The sequence below is a fragment of the Streptomyces sp. HUAS TT11 genome, assembly GCF_051553595.1.
GTDB lineage: Bacteria > Actinomycetota > Actinomycetes > Streptomycetales > Streptomycetaceae > Streptomyces.
In genome coordinates this window covers 8,185,892-8,201,239 of record NZ_CP196184.1, presented here as the reverse complement: position 1 = coordinate 8,201,239, position 15,348 = coordinate 8,185,892, and the positions used below count along the sequence as shown (strand labels likewise).

Genomic DNA, 15,348 nt, shown 5'->3' with positions numbered 1-15,348 from the left:
AGACATATGATGACTCCGCATGCTGACATGACGACTTCCCTGGACGCAAGGGACCACAGGGACGGAGTCATCAGATGACTTTGGCCGATACCGTAGGGCGTCCGATGGCCCACCGCGCCGCGCCGCGGAGCTTCCGGGCCGTCGCCGCAACCCGCCCGAAGAGAACTGAGGGGGTCGGATGTCCGCGGTCGAGAAGGCTTTCCACGGTCTACGGCACATGATCGCCACGGGGCGTCTCGGCCCGGGTGAGCGCATCCCGCCGGAAGGCGAGCTGTGCGAGGAGCTGGGCGTCTCACGCGGATCGCTGCGCGAGGCCGTACGGATGCTCGCCGCCCTAGGCGTGATCGAGCCACGGCACGGCTCGGGCACCTATGTCTCCCGGCTCAGGCCCGAGGACGTCATCGGCAGCCTCTCGCTGACCCTCGAGCTCCTCCCCCTCCCCGGCCTGCTGGAGGTCTACGAGATCCGACGTGTACTGGAGGCCCACGTCGCGGCCCAGGCCGCGGCGCGCTCGACACCGGAGACCGTGCGCACGCTCTTCACGCTCATCGAGGAGATGGAGGACACCGATGACCCCGTTTCGGCGTCCGCGCTCGACCATCGCTTCCACGCGGAGATCGCGCGGGTCGGCGGCAACCCCACTCTGGCCTCCCTTCTGTCGGTCTTCCGCGCCCGCTCCCGCAAGTACCAGGTCTTCACACTGCCCGAGGGCGCCGAACTGCGCGCCAAGAGCGACGAGGACCACCGTGTCCTGGCCACTGCCATCGCGGACCGCGACCCCGCGGCGGCCGCCGGGGCCGCCGGGGCCCATGTCGCGCAGACGGAGCGGTGGCTGCGCGCGTTCACACCTCCCGTGGAGAACGAGGACACACCCGGCTGACACCCGTGCCCCGGTACAGGGCCGACAGGCTCTCCGGGGAGTCCATCCGGCCGGTGTTGTGCCCCACCGCCGACCGGCGCGCTCCTCGGTGCGCGCCGGTCGGCGTCCGCCGGAAATTGGGACAACCGACCCTTCCCGGTCATGAGGCGGTCAACGAACACGGCGGTCGCCCGGCGAGGATCGAGACGTGCTGGACGATCCGCCCCGGGCCCGGACGTCACATCCGATGTGACTTTTTTCCGATCATGAAGGAACAGCAGGCCACCCTGCGCGGTTTCATCCCTTGACGACGCGATGTCCCAGCGTTCGCCAGACTTTGCGCACCTCTCGGAAAGGTCAACACGTTCATGTTCCACCACATCCTGGTCGCCATCGATCCGAGCCCCGCACGCCACACCGCGCTGCGTCTGGCCGGTGACATGGCCCAGCTGACCCAGGCCAAGGTCAGCGTTCTGCACATCGCCGCCTCCGCCGCCTCGCCCTCGCTCGGCGCCGTCGTCCCCCTGGAGGACGACTCCGAGGCCAAGGCCGTACTGGACGAGGCCGTCGCAGAACTGCGCGACAAGGGCGTCTCGGCGGACGGCACCGTCACCCAGGCCCTGACGACGATGATCGCGCCGACCATCTCGGAGACCGCCGAGGAAGTGGGCGCCGACCTCATCGTGGTCAGCCCCCATCACCGTGGATCCGTCGAGGCGTTCTTCCACCCGCGGGTCAGCGACGCGGTCGCCCACGCCAGCCGTGTGGCCGTGCTCCTCGCCCCCGAAGAGCCCGAGGCGCAGGAGAAGTGATCTGTGGGCGCCCTGTGCCCCGGCGCAGGGCGCCGCAAGCCGTCACACGGCGAGCGTGAGGATACGCCCGCCCCGGCGTCGGCCTCCGCGGCCGACGCCGGACGCCCCGCGTGGACCGGAATCCGTGAGCGCCTTGCGCCTGCTGGTCCCGCGAGCCGCACGCAGCAGCGGGGGTCGCACCCGTGTCGGGGCCCCGCCCCCGACGAGGTGCCGTCCGCCTCGGAGGCCACGGACGCCACCCACGTGCCGAGACGAACCGGACATCGGCCGTGATGCATGCGCCGCTCCAGGAGCCTCGGAAGCGGCTCACGGGCACCACGCATCGACGGCCGACACGGCCGAGTGGCACATTCGAACTCCCGGCCCGGCGGGAACGCCCCGCCGGGAGGGTGAGAACCCTGCTCAGCCCGTCCGGGGCCCCGCCTTCCCGGAGTCGGGTCCACCGGATGTGCGCAGGCTGCCGACCGTCTTCAGCAACCGGTCGGCGGGTTCCCTCAGCCGGGGATGGGCGAGAACCGTGTTGCGCAGACCACGCACCGGCCGGCGCCACAGCCGGTGGGCCGTCGCGACCGGGTGAGGCCTGCTCGCGAACCCTTCGGCGACACGCAGTTCCCGGGTCTTGAGCCAGTCCTTGTACTCCTTGTCGCCGCGCCCCATGTCCACGAGCGTCACACCGTGCCGGGCCGCCGCCTCCGCCAGCCGCAGGTGCATCATCAACCCGGGTGAGTAGTAGCGGAGCTCGGGGTCGTACGCGGTGAACCAGGCCGCGAGCACCGTGCTCGATCGCGGCCCGAAGTGCGCCGCCACGGGCAGGTCACCGGCGTACAGCACGGACAGCACCCCGGTGAAGTGCTCCTCGCGGACACGGGAGAGGTAGTCCACCAGGTCCACGATCCAGGGCCGTGAGAACCGGTCCATCCGACCGGTCCGGCGGTACTGGGCGGACTTCCACTGCATGAGAGTGCGCAGCGCGGCCGGATCGCGCTCGTCGAAGATGAAGCGCACCTCCCCCTTGTCACGCCCCAGACGGCGTTCCTTCTTCAGCACCGTCTTGGCCAGTCCGGGGTACGCGCTGCGCAGCCACTGGGCGTAGTCGCCGTCGCCCGGCTTCACATCGAGCACCGGTGAGGCGAACGTCCCCGTGACGTACGGGCCGAACGGCTTCTGCTCCTGGACGAGGTGGTCGAACTCGAAGATGGACAGTCCGCAACCCCGCAGGAGGTCCCGGGTGTCCCAGGAGACTCCGGGCCGGTGCACGAGGGCCTGGCAGTCGGACAGGCCGAGACCGATGGCCCGGCCTACGCCGAAGGCGTTGCGCTCGTACGGCAGGAAGCCGACCGGCTCCCCGTTCTCACGCAGGACCGCCACGCGTGCCCCGGCCCGGTACCTGCCGATCCCGATCGCGAACTCCGGGGCCAGAAACGGGTTGGCGTACTCGGGCGACGCGTCCATGGCCTGGTGCCAGGCGCCGCGCAGCGAGTCGGTCAGTTCGTCGAATCTGTGAACGGTGATGTCCACCTCACATCAACCGCCCTTCCGCAGGCGCCGCGAGAAGCGTGCCGATGACGGCACGGAACGACAAGGCGTGTTGGCGACTACTCATGGATCGCATGGACGACCGCTCCCCCCTATGACGCGCTGTCCGCGTCCTCCCACTGCTGTGGGCATCTGATGACCCACGCCGTGCACACGCGCGATCCCCGAACGGCGATGACCGACACGCGTATCCGGCAATGCTCAAACGTCGCGAAACAGTACGCACGCTGTCAAGGGTGCCTGAGGTAACGAAAGAGCCCGGGTCGGACGTCACGGTCGAGCCGTCCCCGTCCGGTCACCCCTCCTGAGCCGGCCCGGTCGCCGTGACGTCGCACTTCTCGCCCTCCGTCCCCTTTGGCCGGGCCGGACCCGATTGCCCTGTCCGAAAGGAGACTTGAGTTCGACCTGCGCAGGCGACTCGGCGTGGGAGCGCCGGCGACAACAGCGCCGGCCGGGCAGCTCGATCGCCGTGAACCCCTGTGGTCGGCTCTTCCTCCCGCCCGCACCGGCACCCCGCCGAGACCGACTCCTCGGCCCCCGCCCTCCGGCGGGACTTCATCTGCCGGCGCCTCGGAAGCGAACCCCTGCCGGCGCCGGACGAGATGAGTCACTGCGTCCGGCGCTCAGAGTGTGGGCTGCCGTACGGACGAATAGAGCCACTGGTTCTTGCCCAGGGGCTGCTCCGGGACGTTGCCCAACCAGAGCACCGTCCCATGACGGCGCTCCCAGTAGGCCCCGAACGCGGCCTTGGCGAGCCGATCCGGAACGATCACCAGCGGCCAGAGCCCCGGCAACGATCCCCACAGCAGCGCACCGATCACACCCGACACCGCAAGAAAGACCGGGAAGCCCAGGTCGAAGCTGCGCCGTAGCGACTCACGCGACGCGGGCAGGATCCTGTCAGGATCGGCGAGGGGCACCGCCGTCTCGAAGTCCCTCCTCTCACCGCCCAGCCACGCCGGCCGGGTGCAGGCCAGCGCCCCGAACACCAAAGTGAGTACGGGGAGCAGCACCATGGCCCACCACGCCACATGGGCGTCGGGAAGGCCACCGAGAGCGAACGCCACGGGTGCGCTGACGAACGTGGCGCCCACCGCCTCGACGACGGCCGACAGTTGATGGTGCACATACCTGCGCACGGCACTCCCCCTCCGCGCACCCGTCTCCCCCACGATCGGGCGCCGCGCACCACTATGCACGTGGTGGGCGGTCGGGCAAGGGGACTTGCCGACGACGGAGGCCGACCCGGCGGAGCGCGACGAGCGACACGTGAGACAGTCGCACCGATGCGCACTGATGCTCACCGATCGTCGCCAAGGAGAAGACTCCATGAGAGTGTTGCCCGCCGTCACCGGTCGTGACGAGTTCGATGCGTTGGTGGTGAGAACCGACTACCACGACGACGCCGCATGGCAGGACGTGGCGACCGCGCTGACGCAGTCGTGGGGCGACGGGCTGTACGAGGCGCGCATCCACGTCATCAACGATCCGGCGTGGGCGGACTCGACCGCCGACGATGTGCTGAACGTGGTCCGCGCCGACGAGAACCTGGCCGTCGTCTTCCTCGCCGACCGGACGTCCATGCAGTCCGGAACCCACCCTCTGCTGGCGGTGACCACGCTGACGCGGGAGGACTGCGCGGACGACGAGGACTACGAGGAACTGACCGGGTTCGGCCGCGAGTTCCGCACCGCCCCGGCGGGCGTCCACGACGTCCACGCGAACCTGAGCATCGGCAACATGGGCTTCGAGGAGTACGCGTCGTGGGCCCACGACGATCCCGAGGGGATCTACCGGTCCTTCTGAAGGATCGCCCGCCGTACGTGGAGTGACAGGCGCACGGGCCTCGCCTATTGGCCACCACCGGCGCAGGCGCGTCCCGCGCTGATGTGCTGGTGAGGAAGGTGCCGAAGAGGACCTGGCGGAAGCTTTCGGCCGGACGCGGCGCGACGGGACGGCGGTTCTACCGCTGGGCCGTCGTCGACCTCGTCAAGGTGGCACCGGGCCATCACCGGTACCCGGACCGTCGCAACCGCACCACCGGTGAACTCGCCTGTTCCTGCTGTCGGGGCCGGCCGGACTGGATGAGCACCAGGTCCGCCGCTGCTCTTCCGGGCCTGCTGGGTCGCGGTCACGAGCCGGCGGTCACCGGAGACAAGGGTCAGTGAGCACGTCCGCCGGCCACTCCGGGCACCGAAGTCGGTCACCCCGAGCCAAGAGCCGAAGGGTTCATCGGTCGTTGGAAGTAGGTCCTGCGCCTCAGGTGCCCTTCGCGCCTGCTTGGCTAGGGTCGGTCCTCATGGAGACCACGGGAATCGTTCGTCGCCGGACGGCGGAGCGTGTGCGCGACGCTCTGGAGCGGCTTGTCGGCGAGCGGGATGTATGGGTGTCGACGGCTCACCCTGATCACGGGCCGCACCAGGTGCCGCTGTGGTTCCTGTGGGATGGGCGAGCAGTGTGGATGTGCACCGGCTCCACTTCCGTGACTGCGCGAAACGTGCGCGAAGAGCCGCGCGTGCGCCTGTCGCTACCGGACACCTTCGACGTGGTGCTCCTCCAGGGAGAGGCGGAGTGCTTCCCGGACCATGAGGTGCCGGGAGACGCGGCGGAGGCGTTCGCCGACAAGTTCGGATGGGATCCGCGCGTGGAAGAAGGTTCCTTTGTGTATGTACGCGTGGCCCCGAGGACTGTGCGCGCTTGGCGCGGCGAGCCGGAGCTACGCGGCAGAGTCATCATGCGCGACGGGTTGTGGCTGGAATAACGGCCGTGCCTCGGCGATGCGCCTCTCTTGGACACGATCTGCACCTGGAGTACCGGTACTCCAGCAGCACGACGTTGTGTCACTCGGTCAGTCGGCGGTTGTCGATGAGGCGGGTGACGAAGGCGAGGAGGCGCTCGTTTGATGTCACCCTCAGCCGCCATGCCCGGGGATAGACTGTTCCGCTCCACCTGACTGGAGGTCATCCGAGTGTTCCCCGCACGGATACTTGCCGGTGCTCCGTTGGCTCTGGTGATTCTCGCCGTGTCCGGCTGCTCTTCCCTCTGGGGCTGCACCGACACGACTGCGAAGCGCGGTGAGGCCGGTGTCAGGGTGCAGGTCGAGGACACGTCCGGGCGGCCTCTCGGCGTCACCGCCGAGGTCGTCGACTGGCGCCTTGAGCCCCACCCGCAGGAGCCTTCTGAAGGTGACCAGGTCCACTTCCACTTCCGCTTCGACGGCGCCGACGACGTGTCCGGCCCTGCGGTGGACGCCTGCGCGGTCGACAAGGAGCGCGTGGCGTTGGGGTGTCGGACGGTCTATTCGTCGGAGGCGTTCGGGCCGGGCGGTGACCTCACGGGCGACGGCTGGCTCGCCGCAGAGCACCCTGATCAGGTTGCCGGAGTGCTGTTGATCCCCAATGACCAGTCCTACGACCGACGAACCTGCGAGCAGGACATCAAGGACGGTGGCGGGCCGCATCCTCCGGAACCAGCCGGCGTGGGCGACCAGTTGTAAGCTGTGCTGCACGGTCACCTCCTCGCGGTCGCCGGCGCCCCGCTGCTGGCCACCCTCGCCGCAACCGTCCTGGTGGGGGCGGCTCTGACGGTACCGATCCGGGGACTGTCCCGGATCGCCCCCGCCCACCTTCTCGCCGCAGACTGAGCCGGCGACCACCATCGGCAGTTTCGCCCGGCGAAGGACCCCGGCCCTGCCGCGAAACGTGCCGCGCACCCTCCGACATGCGGAGCGACCCTCCGACGGGGCCGGAGAGGGGCACACATGAGTGGTGCGCCGTGCCTGTGGGGGCCCGGCGCGGGGTGGGGTGGGGTGGTGGGTGCCGGTGACCGGCCCGTGGTGGGGTCGGTCACCGGTGGGTGGGGTCAGCGGTGGTGGCGGTAGCCCCAGGAGGTGGTGTCGATGATGCGGCCGCGGTCGTTGCGCAGGGTGGCGGTGTCGGTGTGGTTGTCCCAGGCGTAGTTGCGGCGGTCCTGGTAGAGGTCGGTGCGGGTGTCGTGGCCGATGCCGGTGTGGACGCGGACGGTGGCGCGGCCGGCGAGGCGGTAGTGGTGGAAGGTGTAGGTGCGGTGGTCGCGGCCGGTGAGGGTCCATCCGCTGAGGTTGACGGGGCGGCGGGTGGTGTTGGTGATCTGCACCCATTCGGCGTTCAGGGAGCGGTTGGAGCGGTCTTCGCGGCCCGGGGAGTCGTATTGCACGCGGGTGATCTGGACGTCCGGCCGGTGGGGGCGGTGGTCGGCGGCGGTGGCCGGGACGGTGGCGGCGCCGGCCAGGGCGGCGGCGGTGAGGGTGGCGGCGGCCAGGCGGCGTGCGGTGGTGGAAGTGGACACAGGTTCCCCCTGCTTGGTGCGGGCACCGTCCCGTGTGTGGTGCGGGGTGGTGCGGTGTGCGGGTGCGGGGCCGGGTCGGCCGCGCCCTCATACGGTGCCGTCCGGGTGGGGGTGATGTGTGTGAAACGTGAACCGTGTTACGGGATGCCTATGTCTCCATGACTCTCGTCTGCATGGTCCATTTATCGGCGGAATGCGGTGGGTTGACGTCGTGTCGGGTTGTTCGCCCTTGCAATCACCGGCTTGTGGCATGTGTACGCCAGGGTCCGCCACCCCACCCGAGTCCCGGGTGTCACCCGAAAGTGAGTAACAGCCCCATGACGCCACACCGGGCCAGGTCAGGGCACCTCCGCGCCACACGCCGGGCCCAGCGGTCACAGCAGCCGCACGGTCGCCGACCCGGTCGTTCCCCCGCGACTTCTGGGGCGGGACGCCGCGGCGGGCGACGGCCGACGGCGACGGACTCCTCGGCACTGCGTACTTCGGTGCAAACTGCGCCAGTTGAACGACCGTCACGGCACGCTGGATCGCACTCGTCCCCGGCCCGCCTCCTCGTCCGACGCGAGAGACCCGCCGGGCGCTGTGTGATGCGCAGGCTTCGTCGGGCGGGAGGCCCGAATGACGCGCCCACGACAGCGGGTCCCCGCCGGCGCTGACGCCGGCCGGGGACCCTCTGACGGAATCGGGCTACGTCAGCCGTCGTTCTCCGCCGACGGAATGTAGGCGCCCGGTACGTCGTTCGGCGTGTAGATCTTGCTCTCGCCGGGGTAGGGCGTCTTCCAGTTGTGCGTCTGGTACCACGTGAAGTGGTCCATCTGCGCCGGGTTGGCGTAGTCGGCTATGGCGTTGGGCCCGGTCAGGTGCTGCTTGGACTTCCAGGTGTCCCACTTGTCCGCGAGCGCCTGCTTGTCGGCCGGCGCCTTCGCCGACGTGGGTGCGGGCGCCGCCTTGGCGTCCTGCGGGGCGGGGGTGTCCGGGCCGCAGGTGGGCTGGGTGCTCAGGCCCAGGGTCAGCGAGGTCCGGTTGGGCAGCGTGGTGAACGGCGTGTAGTTCGGCTTCTTGGTGAACGCCGTGGCCATGGGGGTGGCCGCGCTGTCCTTCTGGTTCATCGGGTGGATCCCGAGGATCTGCTCGATGGTGCGGATCATCGTGATCTGCGAGTAGTACCGGTTGTCGACGGTACCGCGCTGCGCCCAGGGGCTGATGATCTGGATCGGGGCACGGTGGCCGTCGACGTGGTCGAGGCCGGCCTGGGAGTCGTCCTCGACGACGAAGATCGCCGAGTCCTTCCAGTACTTGCTGTGCGAGATCTTGTCGACCATCCGGCCGACCGCGAGGTCGTTGTCCGCGACCTGCGCGGCCGCGTTGGCCGGGCCACCGGTGTGGTCGTTGGACAGCCAGAACATGTTCAGGTTCGCAGGACCGTTCTGCTCGAAGTCCTGCTCCCAGATCTGCTCCTTGTAGATGTCCGGGACGCTGGTGTCGAACAGCGGGAAGCCGGGCACCGACACCTTGTTGAGCGACGGGATCGCCGAGCCCGTCTGAATGGGGTAGGCGGTCTTCTGGCCGGTGGCCTGCATGTTCTTGGTGTCGCAGTACAGGTTCTGCCAGGTCGCGCCGGCCGGCTTGCTCTCGATCGACTGGAACTCGCCGTAGTCCTTGACGGACTTGCCCGCCGCCTGGGCGCCGGACCAGATGAAGCCGGTCTTCTGGTGACCCAGAGCGTCGTTCTCGGTGTCGTAGCTGCGCTGGTACTCGCCCGCCGAGGACTCGGTGTACTCCGGGTCGTCGGCCTGCATCAGCCAGTTGTGACCCTCGGCGGAGTTCGTGCCGATGTCGTACGTGTTGTCGTACAGCCCGAACTGCTCGGCCAGCGCGTGCTGGTTCGGCGTCACGTTCTCGCCGAACTGCGCCAGCGACGGGTCGCCGTTGCCCTGCGGCATGTCACCGAAGACCTGGTCGTAGGTCCGGTTCTCCTTGACGATCAGGAAGACGTGCTTGATCGTCGACGAGTCGCCGAGTCGCGTGGGGACCGGCACCGCCTTCTTGTTGCCCTTGCCCTTGGCCAGCTTGACGGAGCCGCCGGTCCAGCCGTTCTGCTTGAAGACCTTGGCCGTCTGGGACCTGATGACACTGTCGTAGGGCAGCGTGAACTGCGTCAGGCTCGACGTGGTGTCGTGGGTGCCGTGCCCGGCGCTGTTGGTGGGGCGGAGGGCGTCGATGCCACGGGTGTTGGAGACGACCACCTTCTTGCCCACGGTGGCGATCTCCGAGGGGAAGTAGTCCGTCGGGAGCAGACCGACGTAACTGGCGGGCTCCTGCGCGGACTTGTACCGGTAGACGGCGACCGCGTTGGCGCGGCCCAGCGTCACCAGCAGGTGCCCGTCGTCGGTGAGCGTCACCGCGTCGGGCTCGTAGCCCACCGAGGCCTCCGGCCACGGCTGGGTGGCGATGGTCTGCACGACCTTGTTCTTGCGGGTGTCGATGACCGACACGTTGTTGTCGGCGGTGTTGGTGACGAACACCACGCCGTTCTTGGCGTACACCGCGGTCGGGTGCAGGCCGACGCCGATGCTCCCCACGGCGGCGGACGAGTCCGCCAGGTCGATGACGCTGACCGTGCCGGTCGTGGTGGCACCGGTGTCCGGGTCGGCCGGAACCTGGGTGCCGTAGGAGTTGATGGTGGTGTCGCCGGCCTTGGCCGGGCGTCCACCCTCGTTGCTGACGTAGAGCCTGTTGCCGACCATGGCCATGCCGCGGGGGGCGTTGCCCACGGCCCAGCTCTGCTTGATGGTCCCGGTGGCCGCGTCGATGGCGACCACCCGGTTCTGGCCGTTGACCGCGGAGTACACGGTCGAGCCGTCGGCGGAGAACACCGCCGCGCCGACCAGGGCGTGCTTGGAGCCGTCGGCCGGGATCGAGACGGTCTTCGGGGCGGAGAGCGTGCCGTCCGCGTTCACGGTGAACTTGGTGTAGCCATCGGTCTGGCCCAGCCACAACTGCGTGCCGTCGGGCGAGTACGTCGGGCCCTCCTGGCCGACGGAGCTGCTCGAGATGCGCAGATCGTCCGCCGCGTTGGTGCCGACGCGCTGCTTCACCTGCCCGGTGCTGAGGTCCATGATGACCAGTGCCGCGTCGCCGTCGGTGACCGCGGCCGCGAGGTGGGTGCCGTCCGGGCTGACCGAGGACGACATGATCTTGCCGTCGTTGATGACGGTGCGGCTGCCGTACGGGGCGATGTACTGGTCGCTGGAGATGACCTGGCCGTTGGCGGTGGTCTGGCCGACCTGGTCGGTGCCGAACTGCTTCGTCTGGGCGACTGCGGTGCCCGTGACGGCGAGAACGACGCCGATGCCCACTGTGACCAGAGAAGTACGGCGACCGACGCGTCTGCCGAAAAGGCTGAGCTGTGCCTTCTCGTTGTTCCGACGCTGCCGTGTTACCTGCATCGAGTTATCCCTTCGAGGTGGGAAGCAGTTCGACGTTGCCGTCGAACTGCCAGAGCGGGTTCGGCGCATCCCCTTCGGGGGTGCGCACCAGGAAGTAGCCGTTGACTTCCTTCGGTCCATCGCCATCGGCCATGAACCGCCCGTCCGCGGTGATGTCGAGTTGGTAGATGGCCGACCCTGTGGCCTTGATGCCGGGGAGATGCCAGGACACGACGCAACGCCAGTCGTTGCCCGGCCCCTCGGGGGCGACTCGGGAGGAGCCCTTGTCGCAGGTCGCCGATGCCTTCAACTGCGCTTCGGTGACGTCGGGTCGGTTGAGCTGCTTGGTCTGGACGCGGTAGAGGTGGGCGAAGGCCGTGGCGACCGAGCGCTGCACCTTGTCCTGGTCGATGCCGGAGCCCGTGGCCCCGGTCGACACCGCGACGGTCGGCACCGTCACCACGACCAGGCCGACGAGCGGCAGGAGCCCGATGGTGATCGCACGGCGCCCCGAGCCGTCGTAGTTGACGTTGGTGAAGTCGCGGCGCACGAAGAGCACGTAGGCCAGCACCGTGGCGAGCACGGCCCACACCAGGCTGACCACGACACCGATCAGCAGCGGGCCCAGCTGTTCCGGGGTGGTGAACAGGCCGTTCCAGGAGAGGAAGGCGTAGCTGGGCAGGGCGAGGCGCACGGACACGGGCAGTGGCAGCATCTGCGCGAGCTGCATCGCGAGCGCGACGATCGCGGGCAGCAGCAGTCCCATCGGGGAACGCCCCAGCGAGACCGAACCGAGCAGACCGATCGCGGCGAGAGCCAGGGTGGGGGCGAGTGCGCACACCCAGGCGAGCAGCACCCGGACGCTGGTGTCCCCGGGTGTCAGCAGGTGGCCGTCCAGGCCGACCAGCGGCTGGTTGCCGACCGCCAGAAGCCCCCCGATCGTGCTGGAGACGGCCATCCCGGCCACGAGGAGCACGATGACGGTGAGGCTCGCCAGTGCCTTCGAGACGAAGATCCGCCGGGGCGACCGTACGGCCACGAGCAGGTGGCGCCAGGTGCCGAGCCGGTCCTCGGACGCGAACACGTCGCCGGCGACCACCGAGGTCAGCAGCGGGAGCGCCCAGGTGCCCGCGAAGCCGAGCATGACGAGGGGCCCGGCCCAGCCCGTGGCGAGCATCCAGCGGCCGAAGAGGGTGTCGACGGGCAGCGTGCTCTGCTGACCCACCGCGGCGACGAAGAGCGCCGGCGCGATCCAGCAGGCGAGGACCAGCAAGCGGATCCGCCACTGCGAAACCAGCTTGACGAGCTCGAATCGGTACCCGCGCGGCACCGACACACGGCGTGCGCCGGCAACGTTGTCCACCGCGATGGTCGCGGTCATCGGTCGGCCTCCTGCTGCTCGGTCAGGGCGAGGAACGCGGCCTCGAGCGGCGACACCACCGGGGCGAGCTCGCGTACCGCGATGCCGGCGTGCACAAGGCCCGACACCAGTTCGTCGAGGGCGGGCACCAGCGCGCGCACGACGAGCGTCCCGGCGTCCTGCCGTGTCATGGCGCCGTCGACGACACTGATCCCGGCCGTGTCGTCCGCGAGTCGGCGGGCGCCCTCGGGGTCGGATGTCTGCAGCCGGTAGTCGAGTTCACGGTTCTCGGCGGCAAGCTTGCTGAGCGGACCGGTGAACACGACCCGCCCGGTGGCGATGATGGTGACCTCGGAGCACAGTGCCTCGAGATCGTCCATGCGGTGGCTCGAGAGCACAACGCTGGTGCCGTCCGCCGCGAGCCGGGAGAGCACACCGTGCACGTGCTTCTTTCCGGCCGGGTCGAGGCCGTTGGAGGGCTCGTCGAGGACGAGCAGCCGAGGCTTGGTGAGCAGGGCGGCTGCGAGCCCCAGCCGCTGGCGCATGCCGAGGGAGAAGCCGCGGACCCGGTCGTCGGCGACGTCGGTGAGCCCGACCTGGTCGAGCGTGTCGCCGATCACCGACGCCCCTTCGTCGCGGCCACGCAGGGCGGCCAGCGCGGCGAGGTTCTGCCGGGCGGTGAGCGAGGGGTAGAGACCGGGGCCGTCCACGAAGCCGGCGACACCGTCAGGGGCGTCGAGTGCCCGCCCGACCGGTGTACCCAGGATCTCGAGGCGGCCGCTGTCGGCGACGGCCAGACCCAGCAGGAGGCCGAGCAATGTCGTCTTGCCGGCGCCGTTCGGTCCCACCAGACCGTGGATCTGACCTTGCGTCACATCCAGATCGATCCCGTCGAGTGCGACCACGTCACCGAAGGATTTGCCGATCCCGCGAGCCCGGACCGCGAGGAGTGTGTCCATGAGTCCCTTCTTTCGAAAGCCTCAAGGACCTTAGGTGCAGCACACAACGTCCCGCAGTGATGGTCGGTTGAACGTTCGCGGAAGGGATCGTCAAGCATTGGCAAGGTTTACGCACGACCGGTCGCCCCCGAGCGGGGCCCGGAACACGGCCGAACCCACCCAGTCCGGACGAAGGGCCGTGACCCGCAATTTCGGGGCACGGAAGGAGGTTTCAGCTCGGGTGACGGGCCCTGCCCGCCGTCACCCGAGGCTCTTCCCTCACGGCCGACCCACGTCGGCCTCGGCCTTCGGCACCCACGCAATCTTCACGTTCGCAGCCTCGGTGCAGCGGCGGCTTCACCGGGGGGCCGCTTCAGGAGGTTGGAGCCGCCGTCGCCTCCTCCCCGCGCATGCGAAGGTGGAGAATCCAGGAGGGCCCGTCTCCGTACACCCGCCCTGTGGCGCCCCGGCGGACCCGCGGCTCAGGTGACCGGGTCGAGGAATTCGTCGAAGCCCGACGGGAGTTGCATCCAGCGCTGCTTGCCCGCCGCGAACTCGTCGTCGGTGAGCAGGCACGAGTCGAGCAGGGCCAGCAGACCTCCGCCGTCGAGACCGGGCGAGGTGAACGTCAGGTACTGGCAACGGTCGCCGTGCTCGGGGTGCCAGTCGAGGGAGGCGGCGAGCCGGCGCTCGGCGGGCACCAACTCCCAAGCGGCGTCGGGCAGGGCGGCCAGCCAGGGCCCCGCCGACTCCACGCACAGCGCACCGCCCGCGGCGTCCCAGGACAGCAGTGCGTCGGGGCGGTCCGCGAGCCAGAACCGGCCGCGGCTGCGGGCCGCGGCACAGGTCAACTCCTCAAGTGCCGCGTAGAGACGCTGAGGGTGCAGGGGCCGTTCGCGCCGCCAGACGACGGTGCTTACACCGTGCTCGTCACACTCCTGGGGCAGCAGCGCGCAGGCACAGTGCTGGCGTGCGGCGGCCGCGGCCACGTCGAAACCGGTGAGCAGAGCGAACCCCAGGGCGCCACGCTCCAGGCCTACCTTCCGTGCGCCCGGCGTCAGTTGGTCCAGCATCGCGCGATCACCGTCGTCTGCGGTCTGTCCCTCCGTGCCGTGCGGGGCGTCGTCCTCGGCCAGCGCGATCACTGTGGGGTACTCCAGCTGCCGGGCGAAGGTGTCGGCGACGGTGCGCTGATCGCTCCGCGCGGCGGCCAGGCCGACGTCGGCCAGGTCGTCACCGTTGCAGAGGTACGGCAGTACGAGTGCCGGGTCGACGGCGGTGGCCACCCCGGTCAGCACCAGCGGCGCGCCCGCGGCGGCGATGACTCCGGCCATGGACTGGGGCTCGACGGAGTCCCACAGTTCCACGACGGCCAGCCGGTGCCTGCCTTCCTCCGCCAGTCGCCGCAGTTCGGGCACGAGGTCCTCCCGCAGCGCGCAGCACGGGCAGTCGTTGACCAAGGGGGTTTCGCCGCTGTCCAGCTGCCGAACGGCGTCGCGGACGGTACGGTGCACCGCGCCGTCGACGGCGGCCGTCAGGTCGTGGTGCAGCGCGACCGAGCCGGGGATCGTACGCAGGATCTCCTCCACTGCGGCCCGGCGGGCGTCGGCGTGCAGACCGGCGACGATGGCGACGGGCAGCCGCGCCTGGTGCTCGCTCACCGCTCGCTCCGTCCTCGTCCGTAGCGCCGCTCGAAGCGCTCGACGCGTCCCGCGGTGTCCAGGACGCGCTGGGTGCCGGTGTAGAAGGGGTGACTCGCCGAGGAGATCTCGACGTCGATCACCGGGTAGGTGTTGCCGTCCTCCCATTCGACCGTCTTGTCGCTGGTGGCGGTCGACCGGGTGAGGAAGGCGAAGTCGGCGGCGCGGTCGCGGAAGACGACCGGGCGGTAGGCGGGGTGGATTCCGGGCTTCACGGCTGTCAGCGCTCCTCACGGAAGTCGACGTGGCGGCCGACGAGCGGGTCGTACTTGCGCAGCGTCAGCCGGTCGGGATTGTTACGGCGGTTCTTGCGGGTGACGTAGGTGTAGCCGGTGCCGGCGGTGGATCTCAGCTTGATGATCGGGCGCAGTTCGTTTCGGGCCATGGAC

At 69.6% G+C, this 15,348-nt stretch carries 16 protein-coding genes; 7 read left to right on the top strand and 9 right to left on the bottom strand.

Translation table 11 applies throughout. The annotated features are described in order from the left end of the window. The first annotated feature begins 178 nt into the window (after positions 1-178). Both ACSHXN_RS36880 and ACSHXN_RS36875 read left to right on the top strand, forming a co-directional pair. A complete protein-coding gene (locus ACSHXN_RS36880) occupies positions 179-880 on the top strand; it encodes a FadR/GntR family transcriptional regulator (RefSeq protein ID WP_355141105.1) in 702 nt (233 codons plus the stop codon). A gap of 347 nt (positions 881-1,227) precedes the next feature. Next, positions 1,228-1,671: a universal stress protein gene (locus ACSHXN_RS36875; RefSeq protein WP_355141103.1), complete on the top strand. Its 444-nt coding sequence runs from the start codon at positions 1,228-1,230 to the stop codon at positions 1,669-1,671. A gap of 402 nt (positions 1,672-2,073) precedes the next feature. Here the strand turns inward: ACSHXN_RS36875 and ACSHXN_RS36870 are convergent, their stop codons facing one another. Together ACSHXN_RS36870 and ACSHXN_RS36865 are read right to left on the bottom strand one after the other, a co-directional pair. Next, entirely contained in the window at positions 2,074-3,189 is a 1,116-nt protein-coding gene (locus ACSHXN_RS36870; RefSeq protein ID WP_355141099.1) for a GNAT family N-acetyltransferase, read from the bottom strand. A gap of 641 nt (positions 3,190-3,830) precedes the next feature. Further along, positions 3,831-4,346 (bottom strand): hypothetical protein, encoded by a 516-nt coding sequence (locus ACSHXN_RS36865; protein ID WP_355141097.1) that lies wholly within the window; start codon positions 4,344-4,346, stop codon positions 3,831-3,833. Positions 4,347-4,536: 190 nt separating this feature from the next. Between ACSHXN_RS36865 and ACSHXN_RS36860 the strand changes: the two genes are divergently transcribed. From ACSHXN_RS36860 to ACSHXN_RS36840, 5 genes are all read left to right on the top strand, one after another. Next, the gene (locus ACSHXN_RS36860; protein ID WP_438305319.1) at positions 4,537-5,013 is read left to right on the top strand and encodes a DUF6924 domain-containing protein; all 477 of its coding nucleotides are present in this window, start codon (positions 4,537-4,539) and stop codon (positions 5,011-5,013) included. 98 nt (positions 5,014-5,111) lie between these two features. Continuing rightward, positions 5,112-5,375, top strand: coding sequence for a hypothetical protein (locus ACSHXN_RS36855; protein WP_438305317.1), 264 nt, complete (start codon positions 5,112-5,114; stop codon positions 5,373-5,375). A gap of 131 nt (positions 5,376-5,506) precedes the next feature. Continuing rightward, positions 5,507-5,968 carry a pyridoxamine 5'-phosphate oxidase family protein gene (locus tag ACSHXN_RS36850; RefSeq protein ID WP_356114719.1) on the top strand — a complete coding sequence of 154 codons (462 nt, stop codon included), beginning with the start codon at positions 5,507-5,509 and terminating at the stop codon, positions 5,966-5,968. Positions 5,969-6,175: 207 nt separating this feature from the next. After that, positions 6,176-6,703: a hypothetical protein gene (locus ACSHXN_RS36845; RefSeq protein WP_355141091.1), complete on the top strand. Its 528-nt coding sequence runs from the start codon at positions 6,176-6,178 to the stop codon at positions 6,701-6,703. Between the two features lie 3 nt (positions 6,704-6,706). Continuing rightward, positions 6,707-6,850 (top strand): hypothetical protein, encoded by a 144-nt coding sequence (locus ACSHXN_RS36840; protein WP_355141089.1) that lies wholly within the window; start codon positions 6,707-6,709, stop codon positions 6,848-6,850. A 218-nt stretch (positions 6,851-7,068) separates the two neighbouring features. Here ACSHXN_RS36840 and ACSHXN_RS36835 read toward each other — a convergent pair whose 3' ends face one another. From ACSHXN_RS36835 to rpmG, 7 genes are all read right to left on the bottom strand, one after another. Next, positions 7,069-7,533, bottom strand: a complete 465-nt coding sequence (locus ACSHXN_RS36835) for a lamin tail domain-containing protein (RefSeq protein ID WP_438303335.1) — start codon at positions 7,531-7,533, stop codon at positions 7,069-7,071. 692 nt (positions 7,534-8,225) lie between these two features. Then, on the bottom strand, positions 8,226-10,982 hold the full coding sequence (locus ACSHXN_RS36830) for a bifunctional YncE family protein/alkaline phosphatase family protein (protein ID WP_356113381.1): 2,757 nt from the start codon (positions 10,980-10,982) through the stop codon (positions 8,226-8,228). Between the two features lie 4 nt (positions 10,983-10,986). After that, positions 10,987-12,342 (bottom strand): ABC transporter permease, encoded by a 1,356-nt coding sequence (locus ACSHXN_RS36825; protein WP_355142117.1) that lies wholly within the window; start codon positions 12,340-12,342, stop codon positions 10,987-10,989. Further along, entirely contained in the window at positions 12,339-13,280 is a 942-nt protein-coding gene (locus ACSHXN_RS36820; protein ID WP_355142115.1) for an ABC transporter ATP-binding protein, read from the bottom strand. The genes ACSHXN_RS36825 and ACSHXN_RS36820 overlap by 4 nt, the downstream gene beginning before the upstream one ends. 461 nt (positions 13,281-13,741) lie before the next feature. After that, positions 13,742-14,920 carry a GTP-binding protein gene (locus ACSHXN_RS36815; RefSeq protein WP_355142113.1) on the bottom strand — a complete coding sequence of 393 codons (1,179 nt, stop codon included), beginning with the start codon at positions 14,918-14,920 and terminating at the stop codon, positions 13,742-13,744. Further along, a complete protein-coding gene (locus tag ACSHXN_RS36810) occupies positions 14,917-15,174 on the bottom strand; it encodes a type B 50S ribosomal protein L31 (RefSeq protein WP_355142111.1) in 258 nt (85 codons plus the stop codon). Before ACSHXN_RS36810 ends, ACSHXN_RS36815 begins: the two co-directional genes overlap by 4 nt. Before the next feature lie 5 nt (positions 15,175-15,179). Next, positions 15,180-15,344, bottom strand: a complete 165-nt coding sequence (gene rpmG / locus ACSHXN_RS36805; protein WP_059126096.1) for a 50S ribosomal protein L33 — start codon at positions 15,342-15,344, stop codon at positions 15,180-15,182. Positions 15,345-15,348: the final 4 nt, after the last annotated feature.